Consider the following 19462-nt stretch of genomic DNA (forward strand, 5'->3'; position numbering starts at 1 on the left):
GGTCCGACACGACACCGCCATGGATTACCCGCCGTGCGGCGAGCCAGTCAAGGGTTCGCTGAGTTGCTGGGAAAGCAGGTTACTCAAAGGCCGCCCGCGCATCCCGCGCGCAGCTGCAGTCAACGCGGAGGTTTCGAATGAAGACCATGAACCGTGACACAGGTGCCATTCCCGGTATCGCCCCGACGGTTTCTGAGCTGGTGAAGGAGGAAGCGGCGCGTTGGCGTGACGCGGCTTCCGCGAATCACTGGAGCGTTTTGGATCTGCCTGAGCTGAAGCCGGCCGCGGGCCAGGATTCCGGCGCTGCGCGCCAGGCCTATCTGTCGCGCCGTGAGCGAGTTCTCCTGGCTGGGCGGACTGCCAGCGCACCTGTTTGAAGTCACTGCCGAGACGGAAGTCGGCTAACGAATAACGAGAAGAAGACGAGGAGGGGCATCGGAACGGGATCACTCCGGCCTAATCATCAAGAAACTACGCGCCGGGAAGCCGCATGCACGGCAGCCCGGGCGGGCTCAGGCTCGATACTTGAGCGTAGTCGCCTTCCTACTTCCCCCATCGTTTCGCCCCGACTCCGGCGAAACGATGGGGGAATTTTTTTGTGCGGCATTGCTGATCCGATTGACGACAGAGCCGGGCCTGGGTTAACGTTGCGCGCTTATGTCGGCTGCCTTACCTGATCAGTTAGACCCGTGGCGTGCAGTCAGATCCGGCCTCGTGCTCGCCGGCACGCTTCCGTTGCGCAGCTTTCCGCGAGTGTCGGCCGCTGTTCTCTCGGATCCAGAGGGCGAGGCGACACAGGTGAGCTACGAGCTGTGTTTCGGGCGTGACCTCGAAAGGCGCGCCCTGCTCACAGGATGGGTGCGCTCAGGGCTTTGGCTCGTCTGTCAGCGCTGTCTCGGCGAGGTCCGGATCGATGTAGACGCAAGCCTCGCGTTGGTGCTGCTCAAGACCGAGGCTAGCGCATCGGATCTGCAGCCCGAGCTGGAGTCCCTCGTCGTTGGCGATCAGCCGCTTCGCGTGCTCGATCTGATCGAGGACGAGCTATTGCTCGCGATACCTGCCATTCCTCGGCACGATGACGGGCAATGCCAGACGCTGCCTGGGGTGGTTCGCGAGGAATCCGCGGGATCGGTCGAGGCTGAGGCGACGGCCGCCGCCGAGCGTCCCAACCCCTTCGCGGTGTTGGGCGCGCTTAAGGATCAAGGTCAAGGTGACGCCTGAGTTGTCCTTCTGCGACACCGCTGGCGCTGGTTTTCGGATAGTCGGCCTCCGGGCGCGCAATCCAATACGGTTTCGTTCTGCATCATCTATTTCGGGCGTTTCCGCCAGTCAGGGCGCGCGCCTCGAGTTTGGAGAAAACAATGGCTGTTCAACAAAATCGGAAGACTCCATCGAAGCGCGGCATGCGCCGCTCCCACGATGCCCTGAGCAAGCCCACCCTGTCGGTCGATCCGACCAGCGGTGAGACGCATCTTCGCCATCACGTCTCGGCAGACGGTTTCTACCGCGGTCGCAAGGTAGTGGACCGGTCCGAGTGACAGTGTCCGGTCGCTCCGGCGTCGATCCGTCTTCCAGCACGACGCGCGTTACCAAGATCCCAATGAAGCAGCGATGCACCATCGCCTTGGATGCCATGGGCGGCGACCACGGGCCTGAGGTCGTGGTTCCGGCGGCACTCCGGTATCTGGCCGAAAATCCGCACGCGGATTTGATCCTGGTCGGTAACGAGGCGCGCATCGAAAGCCTCATCGGTAATGCATCACGGGAGCGGCTGCGGATTCGTCCAACCACCCAAGAAGTGGCGATGGACGAGTCGCCTTCCAAGGCGCTGCGCGGCAAGAAGGACTCCTCCATGCGCGTGGCGATCGATCTCGTCAAGGATGGGGAGGCGCAGGCCTGTGTGAGTGCCGGCAACACAGGCGCGCTGATGGCGACGGCGCGCTTCGTGCTCAAGACCTTGCCGCATGTGGATCGGCCCGCGATCTGCACGGCGGTGCCGTCGTTGCACGGCCACACGCACATGCTGGACCTGGGTGCGAACGTGGACTGTACCGCCGAGCATCTCTTTCAGTTCGCGGTCATGGGCAGCGAGCTGGTCTCAGCCGTCGACGGCATCGAGAAGCCGCGTGTCGGGCTGCTCAATATCGGGCAGGAAGAGATCAAGGGGAACGAGCAGGTCAAGCAAGCCCATGAACTGCTCTCGCGCAGTGGCATCAATTACATCGGCTATGTCGAGGGCGATGGCATCTTCATCGAAGACATCGATGTCGTGGTGAGCGATGGCTTCGTCGGCAATGTGGCGCTCAAATGCAGCGAAGGCGTGGCTAAGTTCGTGCGGCACACCTTGACCAGCCAGTTCAAGCGGGCCTGGTACACCCGGCTCGCCGCGCTGGCGGCGCTGCCCATCCTCAAGAGCTTCAAGCGTACGGTAGACCCGCGGCGCTACAATGGCGCCAGCTTGCTTGGTCTGCGCGGTATCGTCGTCAAGAGCCACGGTGGGGCCGATGAGATCGCCTTCGAGAATGCGATTTACATCGCCGAGAAGGAGATCCTCGCCAACATCCCCCAGCGCATCGGTGAGCAGGTCGGGCGACACCTCGGCAGCGAGCAGTACAGGGAAACGGCCTGATGACATTCTCCCGTATCCTCGGGACCGGCAGTTATCTCCCCGCGCGGGTGATGACGAACGCCGACCTCGAGTCGGTCGTCGATACCACGGATGCCTGGATCAGAGAGCGGACGGGAATCGAGAAGCGCCATCTGGTCTCCGAAGGCGAGACCTGCTGCGATCTTGCCGAGGCGGCGTCGCGCAGGGCGCTGGAGGCCGCGGGGCTGCAGCCGTCCGACATCGACCTCATCGTCGTGGCGACCACGACCCCGGATCAGTTTTTCCCGAGCACCGCGTGTCTGCTGCAGCAGCGCCTGGATATCCACGGCTGTCCGGCCTTCGATCTGCAGGCGGTCTGCACGGGTTTCGTCTACGCCATGGACGTGGCCGATAAGTACATCCGCTGTGGCGCAGCCAAGCGGGCGCTGATCGTCGGCGCGGAGACCTTCTCGCGTCTGCTGGATTGGAGCGACAGGACCACCTGTGTCCTCTTCGGGGACGGCGCGGGTGCCGTGGTTCTGGGGGCGGCTGATGAGCCAGGAATCATTTCGAGCCACATCCATGCCGATGGTGCTTACAAGGACTTGCTGCAGGTGCCAGGGGGGCACGGTAATGGCCGGCCCGATGAGGCTTACGTGGAGATGCGGGGAAATGAGGTCTTCCGTTTCGCCGTCACCACGCTCGGGCGCATCGTCGACGAGACGCTCGAGGCCAATGGACTGAGCCGGTCTGATATCGACTGGTTGATCCCGCATCAGGCCAATATCCGCATCATCCAGGCGATGGCGCGCAAGGTCGATCTGCCGATGGAACGCGTCGTGGTGACTGTTCAAGATCACGGCAACACCTCCTCCGCATCGATCCCCCTGGCCTTCGACGTGGCCATTCGCGATGGTCGCATCAAACGCGGTGAGACCTTGTTGATGGAGGCGTTCGGGGGCGGTTTTACCTGGGGCTCGGTCCTCATTAAGTATTAGTCAAACGCACGCATCTCAACGAATCGCCGCTCTTTTCCCATGTCACAACAACTCGCCGTCTTCTTTCCCGGGCAGGGCTCTCAGTCGGTCGGAATGCTCGATGCCCTCGCAGCGACCCATTCCAGTGTCAAGGAGACCTTCGAGGAAGCCTCGGATGCTCTCGGCAAGGATCTCTGGCAACTGATCAGTCAGGGTCCGAAAGCGGATCTCGATAGCACCCAGAACACCCAGCCCGCCATGTTGGCCGCAGGGATCGCCGTCTGGCGCGTCTGGCGGCAGGCGGGCGCTAGACCCGCGACCTTGATGGCTGGGCACAGCCTGGGCGAGTACGCGGCCCTGGTCGCTGCCGAGGCGATGTCATTCTCCGATGGAATCCGTCTCGCGGCGGATCGCGCGCGCTTCATGCAGGAGGCGGTGCCGGCAGGCGAGGGCGCCATGGCCGCCGTGCTCGGGTTGAGCGACGAGCAGGTGGTCGCAGTCTGTGCCGAGCAGGCCCAGGGCGAGGTGCTCGCTGCCGTCAACTTCAATTCCCCTGGCCAGGTGGTCATTGCCGGCAGCGCCGCGGCGGTTGCTCGTGCCATCGACGCCGCTAAGGCGGCCGGTGCGAAGCGCGCGCTGCCGTTGCCGGTGAGCGTGCCCTCCCACTGTGCATTGATGCAGCCGGCAGCCGAGCGTTTGGCCGAGCGCCTCGCCGATGTGGCGCTGGCATTGCCAAGGGTTCCTGTGCTGCACAACGCCAGCGTCGCCCCGGCCGACAGCGTCGAGGTGTTACGCGAGCGTCTGGTTCAACAACTCTACAGCCCGGTGCGTTGGGTCGAGACGGTCGAAGCCGTCGCTGCCCGGGGTGTCACGACGGCGCTCGAATGCGGCCCTGGAAAGGTGCTCGCCGGGCTTTGCAAACGAATTGCGGACAATATGACGACGCTGCCGGTCTTCGACCCGAAGACGCTCGAGGCGGCCTTGGAGGCGACTGCACATGCTTGAAGGTGAAATCGCACTGGTGACCGGTGCATCTCGCGGGATCGGCCGCGCCATCGCAATGGCGCTGGCGGGGCAGGGTGCCCGGGTCGTTGGTACCGCCACGACGCAGGCGGGTGCCGAGGGGATCGAACAGGCACTCGGCGAGGCCGGTTGCGAAGGGGCGGGGCTGGTCCTGAACGTCTCTGATCCGACATCCGTCGACGCCTGCATGAGTCAGGTCGCCGAGCGGCTGGGCGCGCCGAGCATCCTGGTCAACAACGCGGGAATTACGCGCGACAACCTCTTGATGCGCATGAAGGACGAGGAGTGGGATGCGGTGATCGACACCAATCTCGGCTCCATCTATCGCCTGTCGAAGGCCTGTTTGCGTGCCATGACGAAGGCACGTAAGGGTCGCATTATCAATATCGCATCGGTCGTGGGCGCGATGGGCAATGCGGGTCAGACCAACTATGCGGCGGCCAAGGCCGGCATGATGGGCTTCACCAAGTCGCTCGCCCGTGAAGTCGGGTCGCGCGCCATCACAGTGAACTGCGTCGCCCCCGGCTTCATCGATACCGATATGACACGCGACCTCCCTGAAGCGAGCCGGCAGGCGCTCCTCTCCGCGATCCCCTTGGGTCGGCTGGGACAGCCCGCAGAGATCGCCAGCGCAGTCGTCTTTCTCGCCTCGCCGGGTGCCGCCTACATCACGGGCGAGACGATTCATGTCAATGGTGGTATGCACATGGCGTGAAAGCCGGTGCGTTTTCTTGAAAGTGCCTTTAAATCATATTCTTACGTGATGAGTGGCGAAAGCTCAGCTAGCTTTCATCGCGCATGGTTTGTCACTAGAATACGCCGTGGCCCAGCGAGGGCCAGTTTTTGTCATTCGGAGGAATCAATCCTATGAGCAGCGTTGAAGATCGAGTTCGTAAAATCGTCATCGAACAATTGGGCGTCAAGGAAGAAGAAGTCACGGCAGAGGCGTCCTTCGTCGACGATCTCGGTGCGGACTCCCTCGACACCGTAGAGTTGGTCATGGCGCTCGAAGAAGAATTCGAGACTGAGATTCCGGACGAAGACGCCGAGAAGATCACCACGGTCCAGCAGGCCATCGATTACATCAACGCGCATCAGTCCTGAATCTAGGGCCGGAGAACCTTAAGCGCCGTGCGTTGCGCAGGGAACGAGGCGTGTCAAGGGCTCGTCGAATGTGGCGTTCTGAACGACAGAGGTAAGTAATGGCAGGCAGAAGGGTAGTAGTCACCGGATTGGGTCTTGTGGCACCTGTAGGGCTCGACGTTAAGTCTGGGTGGGACAATATCCTCGCCGGCAAGAGCGGCATCAAACCGATCACCCATTTCGATATCGAACCGTTCAGCACGCGCTTCGGCGGTCCAATCTATGGTTTCGATCCGAGTCCCTATATCTCGGAAAAAGAAGCCAAGAAGATGGATAAGTTCATTCATTACGGTATGGCCGCCGGCTGTCAGGCAATTGCGGATGCCGGTCTGGATATCGATGAGTCCAACTGCCGTCGCATCGGTGTTGCCATTGGCTCTGGAATTGGTGGTATCACCGGAATCGAGAACAACTATCAGGCCTATCGAGACAAGGGTCCTCGCCGGATTTCGCCCTTTTTCGTTCCAGCCAACATCATCAACATGGTGGCGGGTAACCTCTCGATCAAGTTTGGCCTGAAGGGTCCAAACTACTCCATCGTGTCGGCCTGCAGCACTGGGGCGCACAACATTGGCGAGGCGGCCATCATGATCCGCCACGGCTATGTCGATGCCATGATTGCCGGTGGGGCCGAGATGGCCACGTCTCCCGTTGGCCTCGGCGGCTTTGCCGCCGCGCGTGCGCTCTCCACGCGCAATGACGCCCCAGAGTTGGCGAGCCGGCCGTTCGACAAGGATCGTGACGGTTTCGTGCTGAGCGATGGCGCCGGTGTGGTGGTGCTTGAGGAGTACGAGCGGGCCAAGGCGCGTGGCGCGACCATCTATGCGGAGTTGGTCGGCGTGGGAATGAACTCCGACGCCTACCACATGACAGCTCCCTCGGAAGATGGCGAAGGCGCTGCGAACTGCATGATTCTGGCCCTCAATGACGCCGGTATCAATCCCGAGCAGGTCAGCTATGTCAATGCGCATGGCACCTCAACGCAAGCCGGCGATGTGGCGGAGACCCGGGCGGTGAAGCGTGCCTTCGGAGACCACGCCTATAAGCTCGCGGTGAGCTCGACCAAGTCCATGACCGGGCATATGCTGGGTGCCGCCGGTGGTGCCGAGGCCATCTTTACCATCCTCGCCATCCGGGATCAGACGGCGCCTCCGACGATCAATTATCAGACGCCGGATCCGGACTGCGATCTGGACTGTGTGCCGAATACCGCGCGTGAGATGCCGATCGATGTGGCTATCTCGAACTCCTTCGGTTTCGGCGGCACGAACGGTACGCTGGTCTTCCGTCGCCCCTGAGCGCGTCGTCACGACGCAGGAGTGACATCCTGACGTCGCCTCGATCAGCCAATTCGGCGTCTGTCGGCTCGACGGCCGCGATCAGCCCCCCGGTGCGGGTGCTGATCGACGGCCAGTCCGAGGATAGCGTCTCCGTTCTCGACCGCGGTTTTCACTATGGGGACGGTCTCTTCGAGACCCTGCGCCTCAGTGATGGCCGCCCCTGCCAGTGGCAGCGCCATCTCGACCGGCTCGCCTTGGGGACAGAACGGCTCGGCATTCCGATGCCTTCGGCCAGGGTTCTCGCTGATGAGGCGAGATCCGCCGCCCAGGGCTTGGATGCGGGCATCCTCAAACTCATCCTGTCTCGCGGTCCGGGTGGTCGCGGCTACCGCCCGCCCGATGCGCCAGCTCCGACCCGTCTCCTCCTCACCTATGCGCTTGCCGAGGGGGTGGAGGATCCCCTCCATGGGCCAGGGGTCGTCGTGCGCTATTGCCACACGCCGGTGTCAGTCAACCCCGTGCTGGCCGGTATCAAGCACTTGAACCGCCTGGACTCCGTGCTTGCACGCCAGGAGTGGGCGGATGACGGGATTGCGGAAGGGCTGATGCAGGACCCCTCGGGTGCCGTGATCGGCGGGACCATGACCAACCTCTTTCTCTGGGACGGGATGCGGCTCCTGACCCCATCCTTGGATCGAAGCGGGATCGCCGGCACCATTCGTGGACTGACATTGGAGTTGGCGGCCAGAATGGGCATGAATTGTCTGGTGACGCGGCTCGAGCCGGTCGACCTGGACCATGCGGCGGGGCTCTTCCTGACCAACGCCGTGATTGGCGTCTGGCCAGTGCGGACATTGGCCGGACGGGATTTCCATCGCGGCGATCTACCTTGGAATCTGCTGCGGGCGGTGCATCAGGCGGCCCGAACACCGGGATAGTTCTCGACATGACCTGGCGTATAAGCATCTTCGTTCTGCTCCTGTCCATCGGGCTCATCGCCGGTGGCCTCTGGCTGGACTACCAGCATTTCCTGAGCACGCCCGTGGCGACCTCCGAGCCGAAGACCTATGTCGAGGTTCCCAAGGGGAGTTCGCTGCGTGGGCTGGCGGAACGCATGACGGCGCAGGGGCTGCTGAAACAGCCCTACTACTTCATCGCGCTCGCCTACCTTCAAGGCGATCAGAAGCGCATCAAGGCAGGCGAGTACGAGATTACGCCCGAGATGACGCCGGCCGTCGTGCTGGAGCGCATCGCCTCTGGAAAGGTGGTCCAGTTCGCGATCACCCTCGTCGAGGGGCGCACCTTTCGACAGGTGCTTGCGGTCATCGATGGCCACGAGCACTTCGGTGGCGAGGGGCTGGCGAGCCTGACGGATGCCGAGCTCATGGAACGGCTCGGTCGGCTAGGCGAGCACCCCGAGGGCCGCTTCTTCCCGGAGACCTATCTCTTTCCGCGCAAGGCGACGGGGCTGGATGTGCTCAAGCGGGCCATGGCGCAGATGGACAAGGTGCTGGCCGAAGAATGGGAGCAGCGTCAGCCGGATCTGCCTCTCGCATCGCCTTACGAGGCACTGATCCTCGCATCCATCATCGAAAAGGAGACGGCCGTGCCCGAGGAGCGCCCCGCCATTGGCGGCGTCTTCGTGCGGCGGTTGCAGCGTGGGATGCGGCTGCAGACCGACCCGACCGTCATCTATGGGCTGGGCGAGCGCTATGACGGCAACATTCGGCGTGCGGATCTGCGTGAAGCGACGCCCTACAATACCTATGTCATCAGCGGTTTGCCGCCGACGCCCATCGCCTTGCCAGGCAGGGCGGCGATCCGCGCCGCCCTGCAGCCGGCCGAGGGTGGTGCGCTTTACTTCGTCGCCAGGGGTGATGGCAGCCATGTCTTCTCGCGGACGCTGGATGAGCACAATACGGCCGTGCGTCGCTTCATCTTGAACCAGAACGAATGAGTCTCGCCATGCATCGCGGTCGCTTCATCACCCTCGAAGGCATCGAAGGCGCGGGAAAGTCGACACAGATCGAACCGCTTGCGGCCCACTTGCGCCAACGTGGTCTCGAGGTGGTGACCACCCGCGAGCCGGGCGGCTCCCCACTGGCGGAACGGCTGCGCGCGGTGCTGCTCGACCCCGAGCATGCGGAGATGGGCGAGACCGCTGAGCTGCTGCTGATGTTCGCCGCGCGCGCCGAACATCTCGAGAAGACCATCCGCCCCGCGCTCGCGCGCGGCGCCTGGGTGATCTCGGATCGCTTCACCGACGCGACTTACGCCTATCAGGGGGGCGGGCGCGGGATCGACCTGGCGCGTATCGCCGTGCTCGAAGACCTGGTACAGGGGGCATTGCGTCCCGACCTGGTGTTGCTGTTCGACCTGCCGCCTGCCGTGGGACTCGAGCGCGCGCGCCAGCGGCCGGGTCGTGCCGATCGGTTCGAATCCGAGGCCGAGCGCTTCTTCGAGGCGACCAGGGGTGTCTATCTGGCGCGGGCCGAAGCCGCGCCGGAGCGCTATCGAATTCTCGATGCGACCCGGTCGCTTGGGGAAGTCTCGGAGCAGATCCGAGCGCATGTCGATGGCTTCCTCGATCGATTTGCACCGGAATCCTGAGGCGGCGGACGCGATGCGCGCGCTCAACGGGATCTCGCTCGAAGCCCTCTTGCCCTGGACCGCACGGATCTGGTCGCAGCTGCAGGGCGCGCGCGCGGCGGGTCGACTGGCGCATGGCCTCCTCCTCAGCGGGCCGGTCGGGGTCGGCAAGCGTCACTTCGCCGAGTGCCTGGCGCAATCGCTGCTTTGCCGCACGCCAGGGCCTGGGGGCATCGCCTGTGGTCGCTGCGCCGACTGCGAACTGCTTGCGCTCGGCAATCATCCCGATCTCCTGCGCGTCGGTCCGGACCCGGAAAGCAAGTCCGGCGAGATCCCGATCGCGATGATCCGCCTCTTTACCGAGCGCGAGTCGCTCACCCCCAGCCGCGCCGAGTGGAAGGTCGCACTCATCGACCCGGCGGACCGACTCAATCCGGCGGCGGCCAATGCATTGCTCAAGACGCTTGAGGAGCCGGCCGGACAGACCCTTCTCTGTCTCATCGGCGAGCGGACCGGCTCACTGCCGGCGACCATTCGCAGTCGCTGCCTGCAGATCAGGGTGCCGGCACCCGCGGACGCCGAGGCGCTGTCCTGGCTGAACGCGCAGTCGCCGCGCAGCGACTGGGAATTGCGGCTGAGGCTCGCCCATGGTGCGCCATTGCGCGCGCTGCGTGACTTCGATGATGCCTGGTTGGCTCAGCGTCAGGAGCGTTTGACCGGCTTTCTCGCCATGGCCGCCGGCGGGCGCGACCCACTCGCCGAGGCCGCTGCCTGGAACGCCCCAGGCGCCAAGCTCATGCTGGAATGGTTGGCGAGTTGGATGTGTGACCTGGTGCGGTTGATGGCCACTGCCGAAGACGTCAGACTCGAGAACCCTGATCGACAGGCGGACCTCGCGGCGCTCGCGCGGCGCATCGAGCCCGCGGTCGGTCACAGGTTTCTGCAGCGCGTCCTGGAGGGTCGCGCCCTGGCCGAGACCAACCTGAATCATCAGCTGTTGCTGGAATCCCTGGCCATCGACTGGTCCAGGATCGCCCGCGGCGGCGAGCACCGGAGACCTTGAGTCATGAGCACTCCCATGAACGCCCTCGGTGGGCTGGGTGGCCAGCAACGGATCCTGAGCTTCGCGATCAAGGACAAGAGCGCCCTTTATGCCTCCTTCATGCCCTTCATCAAGAACGGCGGTCTCTTCATCCCGACGACCAAGAAGTACCAGCTCGGCGACGAGATCTTCCTCCTGCTCCAATTGATGGAAGAAGTCGACCGTATCCCGGTTGCGGGAAAAGTCATCTGGCTCACGCCGCCGGGTGCCGAAGGCAACCGCTCCATCGGTGTCGGCGTGCAGTTCAGTGATCAGGACAAGGGTGCGGCGCGGCACAAGATCGAGGGCTATCTCGCTGGCGCGCTCAGCTCCGAGCGGCCAACGCATACGATGTGATCGACCGAATGACGATGCTGGATAGCCGAAGAGGCCCTATGCTGATCGACTCCCACTGCCACCTGGATCGGGTGGATCTCAAGGCGTACGCAGGCGCATTCGACCGCATGATGCAGGCCGGTGTCGAGGCTGGCGTGACGCGCATGCTCTGCGTGTCGATCGATCTTGAGCGCTATCCCGCGATGCGTGAGATGGTCGATGCCTATGCGCAGGTCGACGTCTCAGTCGGCGTCCATCCCAATGAGGAGGGGGGGCGCGAGCCCAGTATCGAGGAGCTGATCGAACTCGCGGCCGACCCCCGCAATGTCGCGATCGGAGAGACCGGTCTGGATTATTTCCGCAGCGAGGGGGATCTGGGCTGGCAGCAGGAGCGTTTCCGCACCCACATCGCTGCGGCGCGCGCGTGCGCCAAGCCCTTGATCGTCCATACCCGGAACGCGCGAGCCGATACCCTTCGCATCCTCGCCGAGGCGGGTGCGTCTGATGTCGGCGGTGTGCTCCACTGTTTCACCGAGGATTGGGAGACCGCCAGGAAGGGGCTCGACCTGGGGTTTCACGTCTCCTTCTCCGGCATCCTGACCTTCAAGAACGCGGTCGAGCTGCGTGAGGTCGCGCGCCAAGTGCCCATCGACCGTCTGCTCATCGAGACCGACTCTCCGTATCTGGCCCCAGTTCCGCACCGCGGCAAACCCAATGAGCCGAGGTTCGTCGGCCATGTCGCCGATTGCATTGCCGAGCTGAGAGGGATGACCCGGGAAGAGGTCGCCGCGGTCACGGCCGAGAATTATCTGAGACTCTTTCGGGGCGCCTGAGACCAGATCCGTCCCGCGCAGACCATGGTCGGACTCTGGTTAACGCCGCCCGACCCGATCATGATCTGCAAAGCACGCCTATTTTGCCTTGCCGTTCTGCTTTGAACGTTCCTCGATCCGCTTGTCGCCGCAGGGGAGGTATCCGGCGGTCGGCACGGGCTCCTGCTTCAGTGCCTCGTTCAGGGTGTCGCAGATGGTGCGCAGTACCTTGACCCGCGCATAAGGTTTGTCGTTGCCTTCGACCAGCGTCCAGGCGGCGTGCTTGGTGCTGGTTCGCACCACCATCTCATTGACGGCCTCCTTGTATTGCGGCCATTTCTCGCGGTTGCGCCAATCTTCATCCGTGATCTTGTACTGCTTGTAGGGGACGTTCTCGCGGTCCTTGAAGCGGCTGAGCTGCTCCTCCTGACTGATATGCAGCCAGAACTTCATGAGGATGACGCCGCTGTCAACCAACTGCTCTTCGAAGCGGTTGATCTCGGAATAGGCGCGCCGCCATTCGGCGTCCGATGCAAACCCCTCGACACGCTCGACCAGGACGCGGCCGTACCAGGATCTGTCGTAGATGGTGATATGCCCCGCGTGCGGGATGTGCCGCCAGAAACGCCAGAGATAGTGGTGCGCCTTTTCTTCGTCGGTCGGCGCCGCCACGGGGATCGCCCGGAACAGGCGCGCGTCCACGGCATTGGTGATCCGCCGGATCGCGCCGCCCTTGCCACCGGCGTCCATGCCCTCGAAGACCAGCACGGTGGAGCGCTTCTTGTTGTAGGCGGTCCAGGCGAGCTCGTTGATCTCGCTCTGCAGCTGCTTGATCTCGCCCTTGTAGTCCTCGCGCGGGAGCACGAGCGAGAGGTCCAGTTGGTCGAGCAGGGTGATCTGGGCGTTTGGGCTCGAGGGCAGTTCGGGGCTGCTGACGACGGTGTTCTGGTCGTCCGGGGTCGCGTCGTTGAGCCGCGAGCGGATGGCGTGCAGCAGGGTCTTGCCGACCGTGAGATCCCGATAGCGCCGATTCCCGGCCTCGACCAGGTACCAGGGCGAGATGCCGCGGTCGGTGTGCAGGATGATGCGCTCGGCGACCTGCTCGAAGGCCGCGTAGTGCTCCGAGAACTTGCTCTTGTCCGGCGCCATTTTCCAGCGGCTCTTGTCGTCGCGCGAGAGTTCCTTGAGCCGCGCCTTTTGGTCCTCCTCCGACATGTGGAACCAGAATTTGACGATCAGGGCGCCGTCCTGGATCAGCATGCGCTCGAAGTCGACGATGCGGTTGAGCTCGCCATCCAGCTCGGCATCGCTGCAATGACCGCCGAAACGGTGCTCGATCGGGGTCTGGTACCAGCCGCCGAAGAGGATGGAGATCTCGCCGCGCGACGGCATGGAACGCCAGAAGCGCCAGTAGCGTGGTCGCTCGCGCTCCTCGTCGGACTCATCCCAGAAGGCGAAGGTCTGCACGCCGCGGGCGTCCAGCCATTCGTTGAGCCGATTGATGACCTCGCCCTTGCCGGCGGCCTCGACGCCTGAGATCAGGACGATGACCGGGATATTGGTGTCTTTCAGATCGCGCTGGACGGCGAGCAGTTGGGTGCGCAGCTCATCCTGCTGCTCCTTGAAGTCTTTCTTGCTGACAGAGCGTCCGACCTTGGTTGCCTCGAACATGATTCGTCTCCTCGGCGGGCTGGGGTCGCGCGAAGTGTAAGGCGAATATCGGCAGAGGTCGCGGAGAATCTGACAATCATTGGATCCGACCCGTGGCCGGGGGCCTTGGCGCGAGCGCCGCATGGCGGGTCCATCGCCCGCCCGTCGCGCTCAGCCCGGCATCCGCGCTTCCAGGTTGAAGCATGCACCCGATGCCCCTTCGTCGCCCAGCGGTTCGATCTGGCGGTGGACGAGCCAGCGTCCGTCGCGCAGGCGCCAGGCGGTGATGGATTCACCATAGGCGAGCGCCTCGTAGAAGTCTTCGTCGTCGTCGGATCGGAGATCGATCTGGCGGTAGTCGTGCGCGTAGAAGCAGGGGATACCCTGGCTGTCGTCGCCGAAGACGCGCCGGGCCAGGATCTCATGCTCGCGATGGACTCGGAACGAGCGCGGCTCGATGGCTTGGCGCCGCCAGCGTGGCGGGAGTCGCGACGACCAGCTTGGCTCACAGTCATCCAGGGCCGTCAGGCGCGTGCGATGTGGCTTGTGTCCGTAGAGGCAGTGCGCTCTCGCCATGGCTGTCACTCCATCAGAGGTAGAAGCGCACTTGGACGTCCCGAGGGGGCGCCAGGTGCGGGGCCGTGGTGACCAGCAGCCTGGCGCCGGCGCGGGCGTAGTCTTCGGCGTTGCTGGCGTTGATGCCGCCGGCGGCGGCGAGGACGGCGGTGGAGCCGCGCGCGGCGAATGCGGTGGCGACCTCGGCGACGGCTTGCGGAGAAAACTTTTCGAGTTGCAGCACATCCGCATCGGCCCAGCGCAGCGCCTCCTCCGGGGTGTTGACCTCGACCACGACACGCTTTTCGGGGCACTGGCGATGCAGTCGGGCGATGGTCTCGGTCGGCGGCTCGTCGCCCAGGAAGAGGCGGTGCTCGGCGAAGACCAGGAGGGTTTCGGAGAGTCCGTTGCGATGCATGACGGCACCGCCCGCCTTGAAGGACTTGACCGCGAGGTGGCGGGTGCCCGGCACGTTCTTGCGGGTGCCGGCGACCATGGCGTCCGGGTGGCCCCGGCATGCTGCCGCGACGATGTCCGCGGCGCGGGTCGCGATCCCCGCGCACCACTCCATCAGGGTTTGCGCGGCCTTCCAGCCGCGATGTAGCGCGCTGGCGCTGCCGCGCGCCTCCAGCAGCAGGGTCTCGGGCGCGGCCTGGGTGCCGGAGGCCGCGCGGATCTGCGCCTCGGCGCCGCAGAGCTGGAACATGCGCACGGCCTCCTCGACGCCGCAGACGACCATGGGGTCGCGGGCGAAGAAGCGGATCTGGCCTGTCCTTGCGGCGATGCCGAGCGACTCGGTGGTCAGATCGCCGAAGGGGACGTCTTCGTTCAGGAGTTGGTGCAGTTCATGGTCGCTGAGGACGGGTGGTGTGGGCATGGTCGAGGATCTCGCTTCAGGCATCGTGAGGTTCAGGGTATCGATGTTCAGGGGTGTTGATGTTCGGGAGGTGCTGATGTTCAGGAGGCATTGATGTTCAGGGCTATTGGAATTCAGGAACGCCGCACTCCGGCGCGCTGGCACGCTCACGCAGCGGGACCACGCAGTGGCTCGGGATCTCGAGCCGGGCGCTGGTTCCAGGGCTTGGCGCGGGGCTGGTCTTGGGCAGATGAATGCGCAGCGGCGAGCGGTCGGCGAGGCGGCAGAGGAGGGCATGATAACCGCCCATGTCGGTGATGCGGCTGACCTCGATCGGCAGCCCCTTGTCCATGCTCAGCGTCGGTCCGTCCGGGAGGATGGCGACGACCTCGGGGTGTCGCGTGCGTGTATCGGTGCGGATAGGCACCCGACCCCAGGTCCCGCACGCCGTCTCGCCTTCCCAGTGCTGTACCGCCAAGGTGTTGGGCCAGCCGAGCACCCGCGCCACCTCGGCATCGCCAGGCCGCGCGAAGACCTCCTCGGTCGGACCCAGGCGCCGCAGCCGCCCGTCGATGATGACGCCGACACGGTCGGCGACCTGGCGGACGTCCTCCAGATCATGGGAGACCAGGATGGCTGGGATGCCGGCATCCGCGACCACCTCCTGAAACAGGATCCGAAGCGCCTGCCGTAGGCTGAAGTCGACCGCCGAGAAGGGCTCGTCGAGCAGCAGCACCCTGGGCCGCGCCGCCAGTGCGCGGGCCAGGGCAACGCGCTGGCGCTGTCCGCCTGACAGGGCGGCGGGTGGGCGGTCCGCGAGGTGGCGTAGTCCGAGCCGCTCCAGCCATGGGGCGATCTGCTCTGACCGATCGGCGCCGCGCGGCAGCCCGAAGGCGATGTTGCGGGCGACGCTCAGATGCGGGAAGAGGGCGTAGTCCTGAAACATGAAACCGACACGGCGATGGCGCGGGGCCAGGTCGATGCGTCTGGCGCGGTCGAGCCAGATCTGGTCGCCGTGCCGGATGGTGCCCGAGCTGGGCCTTTCCAGCCCGGCGAGCAGACGCAGCAAGGTGGTCTTGCCGCCGCCGGAGGGACCAAGGAGGGCGGTGATGCCGTCGGCTGGGATGCGCAGATCGATGTCCAGCGCGAACCCCTTGCGTTGAAAGGTCACTCTCGCGTCCAAGTCGGTCATCAGAGGCGTCCCAGTTTGCGCAGCAGAACGAAGAGGGCGAGTGACACCAGGCCCAGCAGGATGGAGAGCCTGGAGGCGCAGGCGAAGTCGCCGTCGAGCACCTGGTTGTAGATGGCGAGCGAGAGGGTCTCGGTGGAGCCGATGATGTTGCCGCCGAGCATCAGGGTGATGCCGACCTCCCCGAAGGAGCGGCCGACGCCCAGTGTCAGTCCGGCGACGATGCTGCGCCGCACGACCGGGATGACGACCAGGATCAGTGTCTCGAAGCGCCCCTTGCCGAGGGTGTAGGCGGCCTCGATCAGGTCGCGCGCGCTGCCTTCGATGGCGGACTGGATGGGCTTGACCACCAGCGGCAGCCCCGCCACGAAGGAGGCCAGGACCAGCGCCTGGAAGGAGAACACCAGATCCCAATCGAGCGTCTGATGCAGCCAGCCGCCGATCGGGCCGTGGCGGCCAAAGGCCATCAAGAGGAAGAACCCGATGGCGATGGGCGGGAAGACCAGCGGCAGTGAGATGATGGCGTCGAGCAGTCCCCGGAACGGGATCGGCTGGCTCAACAGATAGCCCAGCGCGATCCCGAAGACCAAGAACAGCACCAGCACCACGCCGGCGACCTCTACGCTCAGCAGGAGCGAGGAGGGCGCGCAGGCGACGAGGCTCGGCATCAGAGTCCGTACTTCGCGAAGATGGCTTTCGCCTTCTGGGTGCCAAGGAACTCGGCGAAAGCCGTGGCGGCCTCGGATGCCGGCCTCGCTGTGGGGTAGGCGAGGGCGATGATTGGCGGATCGTAGAGCGCGCTCGGCAGCTCCTCGAAGCCGGCGATCTTGTCCTGGATGCCGAGCGCGTCCGTGATATTGATGAAGCCAGCATCCACCGTTCCTGCGATCAGGTAGGCCGAGACCTGCGGCACGGTCGCCACTGTCATCAGCTTTTCCCGCACCTGCGGCATCAGCCCGCTACGCTCCAGGAACTGGGTGGCGGCTCGGCCATAGATGGCCTTCTTGGGGTCGGGCAGGGCAATGCGTTCGACCTCCGTGTCGGCCAGTGTCTGGTAGCCGCTCAGGCGGGTGTGGGCATAGGCGAGCACCAGTCGGCCTCTGCCAAGTGGGGTGAATCGCGTGAAGAGTCCCGTCTCGGTCAGCAAGCCCTGCTCGCCGACAACCAGGTCGACCCGATCGCTATCGCGGGTTTGGGCGATGACCTGCCGCATGTTGCCGAACGCGGCCTGGACCTGGATGCCGGAGTCTTGCGTGAAGGCGGCATAGACCTCGGTCAGCGGCTTCTTGTAGCCGGCGCCGGCGGCGATGAGCAGTGAGTCCGCGATGGCGGCGACGGGGGCGAGCAGACAACAGAGGATCAGGAGAAGGCGCATGGAGAGGCTCCGAAGGATGAGAGGGTCTTGACGCATGGCCGGGTCAGGGATCGAAGGTCGATGCGGCGCTTGGGCGCTTGGTCGCGATCCGCGCGGCTCAGCGCGCGTCCGTGGCCGAGCACATGCGGTGGTGATCGATCTTTATCCCTGAAGGCGCGGTCTGCGTCTCGCCGGTACGTTGTATTACGAATGATATAACGATCGTTGGCGTTGCTTAAGCAAAGATGGCGCCAGTGTCAGCGCCGTCTGGCCCGTCATCCCTCTACTGAGTTCCAGGTGCCTGTATCGAATGGATGTTCGAGAGCTTTGCGGGGCCTGATGACGGGGATGGATTGGGTATCGCCTGATCTGAAAAGCGGTGGCGCGAATGTCTCATTGTCGTTTCCCGACGGATGACGACGGGGCGACTGTCGCGAAGCCGACAGCGCCGTGGTGGCGGCAAGAGCGAGGAGCGTGCGCGAGAGAGTGGGGAGCATGGGCGCCGTGCCAGCGACGCCTTCGAGCGCATCAGCACCTCCGTGATCTCGCTCAGCGACATGAACACCCAGATCGCCAGCGCGGCGGAGGAGCAGTCGGCCGTGGCGGAGGAGATCAACCGCAACATCCACATCATCACCGGGGCGGTCGGCGAGATGGCATCCAGCTCCGCGCGCCTGGCGCAGGCGAGCGAGGCGTTGTCTCGCCTGGCGGCTCAGATCCAGGAGCAGATCGGTCAGTTCCGGGTTTGATTCGGATGCTTGGCTCGGCAGCAATGCCGAGACCGCGCCGGGAACCTGGTCTGATCACGCCCGGTCGAGCGTGGCTGGATCCTCGGGAGATCCCCACTGCGCTGCCTTGCCCCGGATGCCGGGTTATTCGAGCCCTCAATCGAGCACGAAAAGAATACGATGTCATCAAGTGGTCAAATCCTGTGCGATCTAACCTGATCTCAGGCCATTCATGTGCTCGCGGCCTTCGTTCAGTGGTTATCCACAGACTTAATCACAAACGATGTGCATAAAGTGAGGCGGCGAGACGGAGCTCTGAACGATCCGAAAAAGTCAATGGCAGTAGCCTATTTTATTTTTTCTTCTAATCTATTTTACTGTTTTTAAAAGATTTTATATTCTTATTGCACGGACTGCCCGTCCGGTTCAAAGACGCAAGGACGGTCGACGGCTGAGCCGGTCTTGACACGCTTTTCGGGATCTGGAACCCATTCATTCACAGGGCGCTCCGGGACCCAAAACCGCGCTCGAAAGCACGTTCTTGTCCATCGAAACTGAGTGTTTCTACTCAATATGGCTCGGATTCAAAAGGTGTCTATCCGCAGCGCCAGAACCTGGTGTCAGGAACCGATGTTCCCGTCCGCCAAAGGCGTGCGAGGATCGCACGAGGCAGGGGCTGATGCCGGAATGCCCCGGTTCTGGATGCATGCCTGTGCTTCACGTGCCAGCAAGGCCGCCTTGCGCGCCACGCCCCAGCGATAGCCAGCGAGGCCGCCGTCTCCGCGAACGACGCGATGACAGGGAACGGCGACTGCCAGGGGATTGGCCGCGCAGGCCCCTGCCACGGCGCGCGCCGCCCTGGGGGCGCCGATACGCTGTGCCAGCTCGCCGTAGCTGAGGGTCTCACCGGGAGGAATCCTGCCCAGCGCTGCCCAGACCCGCTGCTGGAAGGCCGTGCCACGGATGTCGAGCGGTACATCCAGGCTCGTCCCCGGCGACTCGATCAGATCGACGACCCGCTCGACCAGGTCGTCGGGTGCGCCATCGCTCGCACTGAGGGTGGCCGTGGGAAAGCGGCGCTCCAGATCCCGCAGCAGGGTGTCGCTGTTGTCACCCATGAGAATGGCGCAGACGCCGTGCGCGCTCTCGGCCACGAGCAGGCCGCCGAGCGAGCAGTCGCCGAACGCATAGCGGATCTGCATCCGGGTGTGATGCGCCTCCCCGCTCGACTCGTGGGTCTGTGCAAGCACCTTCTTCGTCATTGCAAGCCTCCTGTGCGTGGGACACGGGCGTGCACGCCCA

Annotated in this window: 23 protein-coding genes; 16 read left to right on the forward strand and 7 right to left on the reverse strand. The window is 64.2% G+C overall.

Annotated elements, in window-relative coordinates; all coding sequences use genetic code 11:
• The first annotated feature begins 137 nt into the window (after positions 1-137).
• The 15 genes from CKO23_RS07015 to CKO23_RS07085 all read left to right on the forward strand — a co-directional run bounded on the left by CKO23_RS07015 (position 138) and on the right by CKO23_RS07085 (position 11849).
• Positions 138-377 carry a hypothetical protein gene (locus CKO23_RS07015; RefSeq protein ID WP_200329438.1) on the forward strand — a complete coding sequence of 80 codons (240 nt, stop codon included), beginning with the start codon at positions 138-140 and terminating at the stop codon, positions 375-377.
• Between the two features lie 421 nt (positions 378-798).
• Complete coding sequence (locus tag CKO23_RS07020; RefSeq protein WP_200329440.1) at positions 799-1221, forward strand: YceD family protein; 423 nt, start codon at positions 799-801, stop codon at positions 1219-1221.
• A gap of 140 nt (positions 1222-1361) precedes the next feature.
• Entirely contained in the window at positions 1362-1538 is a 177-nt protein-coding gene (gene rpmF / locus CKO23_RS07025) for a 50S ribosomal protein L32 (RefSeq protein ID WP_200329442.1), read from the forward strand.
• A gap of 62 nt (positions 1539-1600) precedes the next feature.
• Entirely contained in the window at positions 1601-2629 is a 1029-nt protein-coding gene (plsX, locus tag CKO23_RS07030; protein WP_200329444.1) for a phosphate acyltransferase PlsX, read from the forward strand.
• Complete coding sequence (locus CKO23_RS07035; RefSeq protein ID WP_200329447.1) at positions 2629-3585, forward strand: beta-ketoacyl-ACP synthase III; 957 nt, start codon at positions 2629-2631, stop codon at positions 3583-3585. Before plsX ends, CKO23_RS07035 begins: the two co-directional genes overlap by 1 nt.
• Positions 3586-3624: 39 nt before the next feature.
• Positions 3625-4569: an ACP S-malonyltransferase gene (gene fabD / locus CKO23_RS07040; protein WP_200329449.1), complete on the forward strand. Its 945-nt coding sequence runs from the start codon at positions 3625-3627 to the stop codon at positions 4567-4569.
• Positions 4562-5302 (forward strand): 3-oxoacyl-ACP reductase FabG, encoded by a 741-nt coding sequence (gene fabG / locus CKO23_RS07045; protein WP_200329451.1) that lies wholly within the window; start codon positions 4562-4564, stop codon positions 5300-5302. The genes fabD and fabG overlap by 8 nt, the downstream gene beginning before the upstream one ends.
• A gap of 152 nt (positions 5303-5454) precedes the next feature.
• Positions 5455-5691: an acyl carrier protein gene (gene acpP, locus CKO23_RS07050; protein ID WP_200329453.1), complete on the forward strand. Its 237-nt coding sequence runs from the start codon at positions 5455-5457 to the stop codon at positions 5689-5691.
• A 98-nt stretch (positions 5692-5789) separates the two neighbouring features.
• A complete protein-coding gene (gene fabF, locus CKO23_RS07055; protein ID WP_200329455.1) occupies positions 5790-7028 on the forward strand; it encodes a beta-ketoacyl-ACP synthase II in 1239 nt (412 codons plus the stop codon).
• Between the two features lie 92 nt (positions 7029-7120).
• On the forward strand, positions 7121-7948 hold the full coding sequence (pabC, locus tag CKO23_RS07060) for an aminodeoxychorismate lyase (protein WP_200329457.1): 828 nt from the start codon (positions 7121-7123) through the stop codon (positions 7946-7948).
• 8 nt (positions 7949-7956) lie between these two features.
• A complete protein-coding gene (gene mltG, locus CKO23_RS07065; RefSeq protein ID WP_200329459.1) occupies positions 7957-8967 on the forward strand; it encodes an endolytic transglycosylase MltG in 1011 nt (336 codons plus the stop codon).
• 8 nt (positions 8968-8975) lie between these two features.
• A complete protein-coding gene (tmk, locus tag CKO23_RS07070) occupies positions 8976-9620 on the forward strand; it encodes a dTMP kinase (RefSeq protein WP_200329461.1) in 645 nt (214 codons plus the stop codon).
• Entirely contained in the window at positions 9586-10662 is a 1077-nt protein-coding gene (gene holB, locus CKO23_RS07075; protein ID WP_242482269.1) for a DNA polymerase III subunit delta', read from the forward strand. The genes tmk and holB overlap by 35 nt, the downstream gene beginning before the upstream one ends.
• Positions 10663-10665: 3 nt before the next feature.
• Complete coding sequence (locus CKO23_RS07080) at positions 10666-11037, forward strand: PilZ domain-containing protein (RefSeq protein ID WP_200329469.1); 372 nt, start codon at positions 10666-10668, stop codon at positions 11035-11037.
• Positions 11038-11075: 38 nt separating this feature from the next.
• Positions 11076-11849, forward strand: coding sequence for a TatD family hydrolase (locus CKO23_RS07085; RefSeq protein ID WP_200329471.1), 774 nt, complete (start codon positions 11076-11078; stop codon positions 11847-11849).
• Positions 11850-11927: 78 nt separating this feature from the next.
• Here CKO23_RS07085 and pap read toward each other — a convergent pair whose 3' ends face one another.
• The 6 genes from pap to modA form a co-directional block, all read right to left on the reverse strand.
• Positions 11928-13499: a polyphosphate:AMP phosphotransferase gene (pap, locus tag CKO23_RS07090; protein WP_200329473.1), complete on the reverse strand. Its 1572-nt coding sequence runs from the start codon at positions 13497-13499 to the stop codon at positions 11928-11930.
• 150 nt (positions 13500-13649) lie between these two features.
• Complete coding sequence (locus CKO23_RS07095; RefSeq protein ID WP_200329475.1) at positions 13650-14054, reverse strand: hypothetical protein; 405 nt, start codon at positions 14052-14054, stop codon at positions 13650-13652.
• Positions 14055-14067: 13 nt separating this feature from the next.
• The gene (gene modD / locus CKO23_RS07100; protein ID WP_200329477.1) at positions 14068-14910 is read right to left on the reverse strand and encodes a ModD protein; all 843 of its coding nucleotides are present in this window, start codon (positions 14908-14910) and stop codon (positions 14068-14070) included.
• Positions 14911-15013: 103 nt separating this feature from the next.
• Positions 15014-16081, reverse strand: a complete 1068-nt coding sequence (locus CKO23_RS07105; protein WP_200329478.1) for an ABC transporter ATP-binding protein — start codon at positions 16079-16081, stop codon at positions 15014-15016.
• On the reverse strand, positions 16081-16746 hold the full coding sequence (locus CKO23_RS07110; protein ID WP_200329480.1) for a molybdate ABC transporter permease subunit: 666 nt from the start codon (positions 16744-16746) through the stop codon (positions 16081-16083). Before CKO23_RS07110 ends, CKO23_RS07105 begins: the two co-directional genes overlap by 1 nt.
• On the reverse strand, positions 16746-17453 hold the full coding sequence (modA, locus tag CKO23_RS07115) for a molybdate ABC transporter substrate-binding protein (protein WP_200329482.1): 708 nt from the start codon (positions 17451-17453) through the stop codon (positions 16746-16748). Before modA ends, CKO23_RS07110 begins: the two co-directional genes overlap by 1 nt.
• Positions 17454-17845: 392 nt before the next feature.
• Here modA and CKO23_RS07120 point away from each other — a divergent pair, with 392 nt between their 5' ends.
• Positions 17846-18181 (forward strand): hypothetical protein, encoded by a 336-nt coding sequence (locus tag CKO23_RS07120; RefSeq protein WP_200329484.1) that lies wholly within the window; start codon positions 17846-17848, stop codon positions 18179-18181.
• 599 nt (positions 18182-18780) lie between these two features.
• Here CKO23_RS07120 and CKO23_RS07125 read toward each other — a convergent pair.
• Positions 18781-19422, reverse strand: coding sequence for a methylated-DNA--[protein]-cysteine S-methyltransferase (locus tag CKO23_RS07125; protein WP_242482270.1), 642 nt, complete (start codon positions 19420-19422; stop codon positions 18781-18783).
• Positions 19423-19462: the final 40 nt, after the last annotated feature.

This window comes from Thiocystis violacea (genome assembly GCF_016583565.1).
Taxonomy (GTDB): domain Bacteria; phylum Pseudomonadota; class Gammaproteobacteria; order Chromatiales; family Chromatiaceae; genus Thiorhodococcus; species Thiorhodococcus violaceus_A.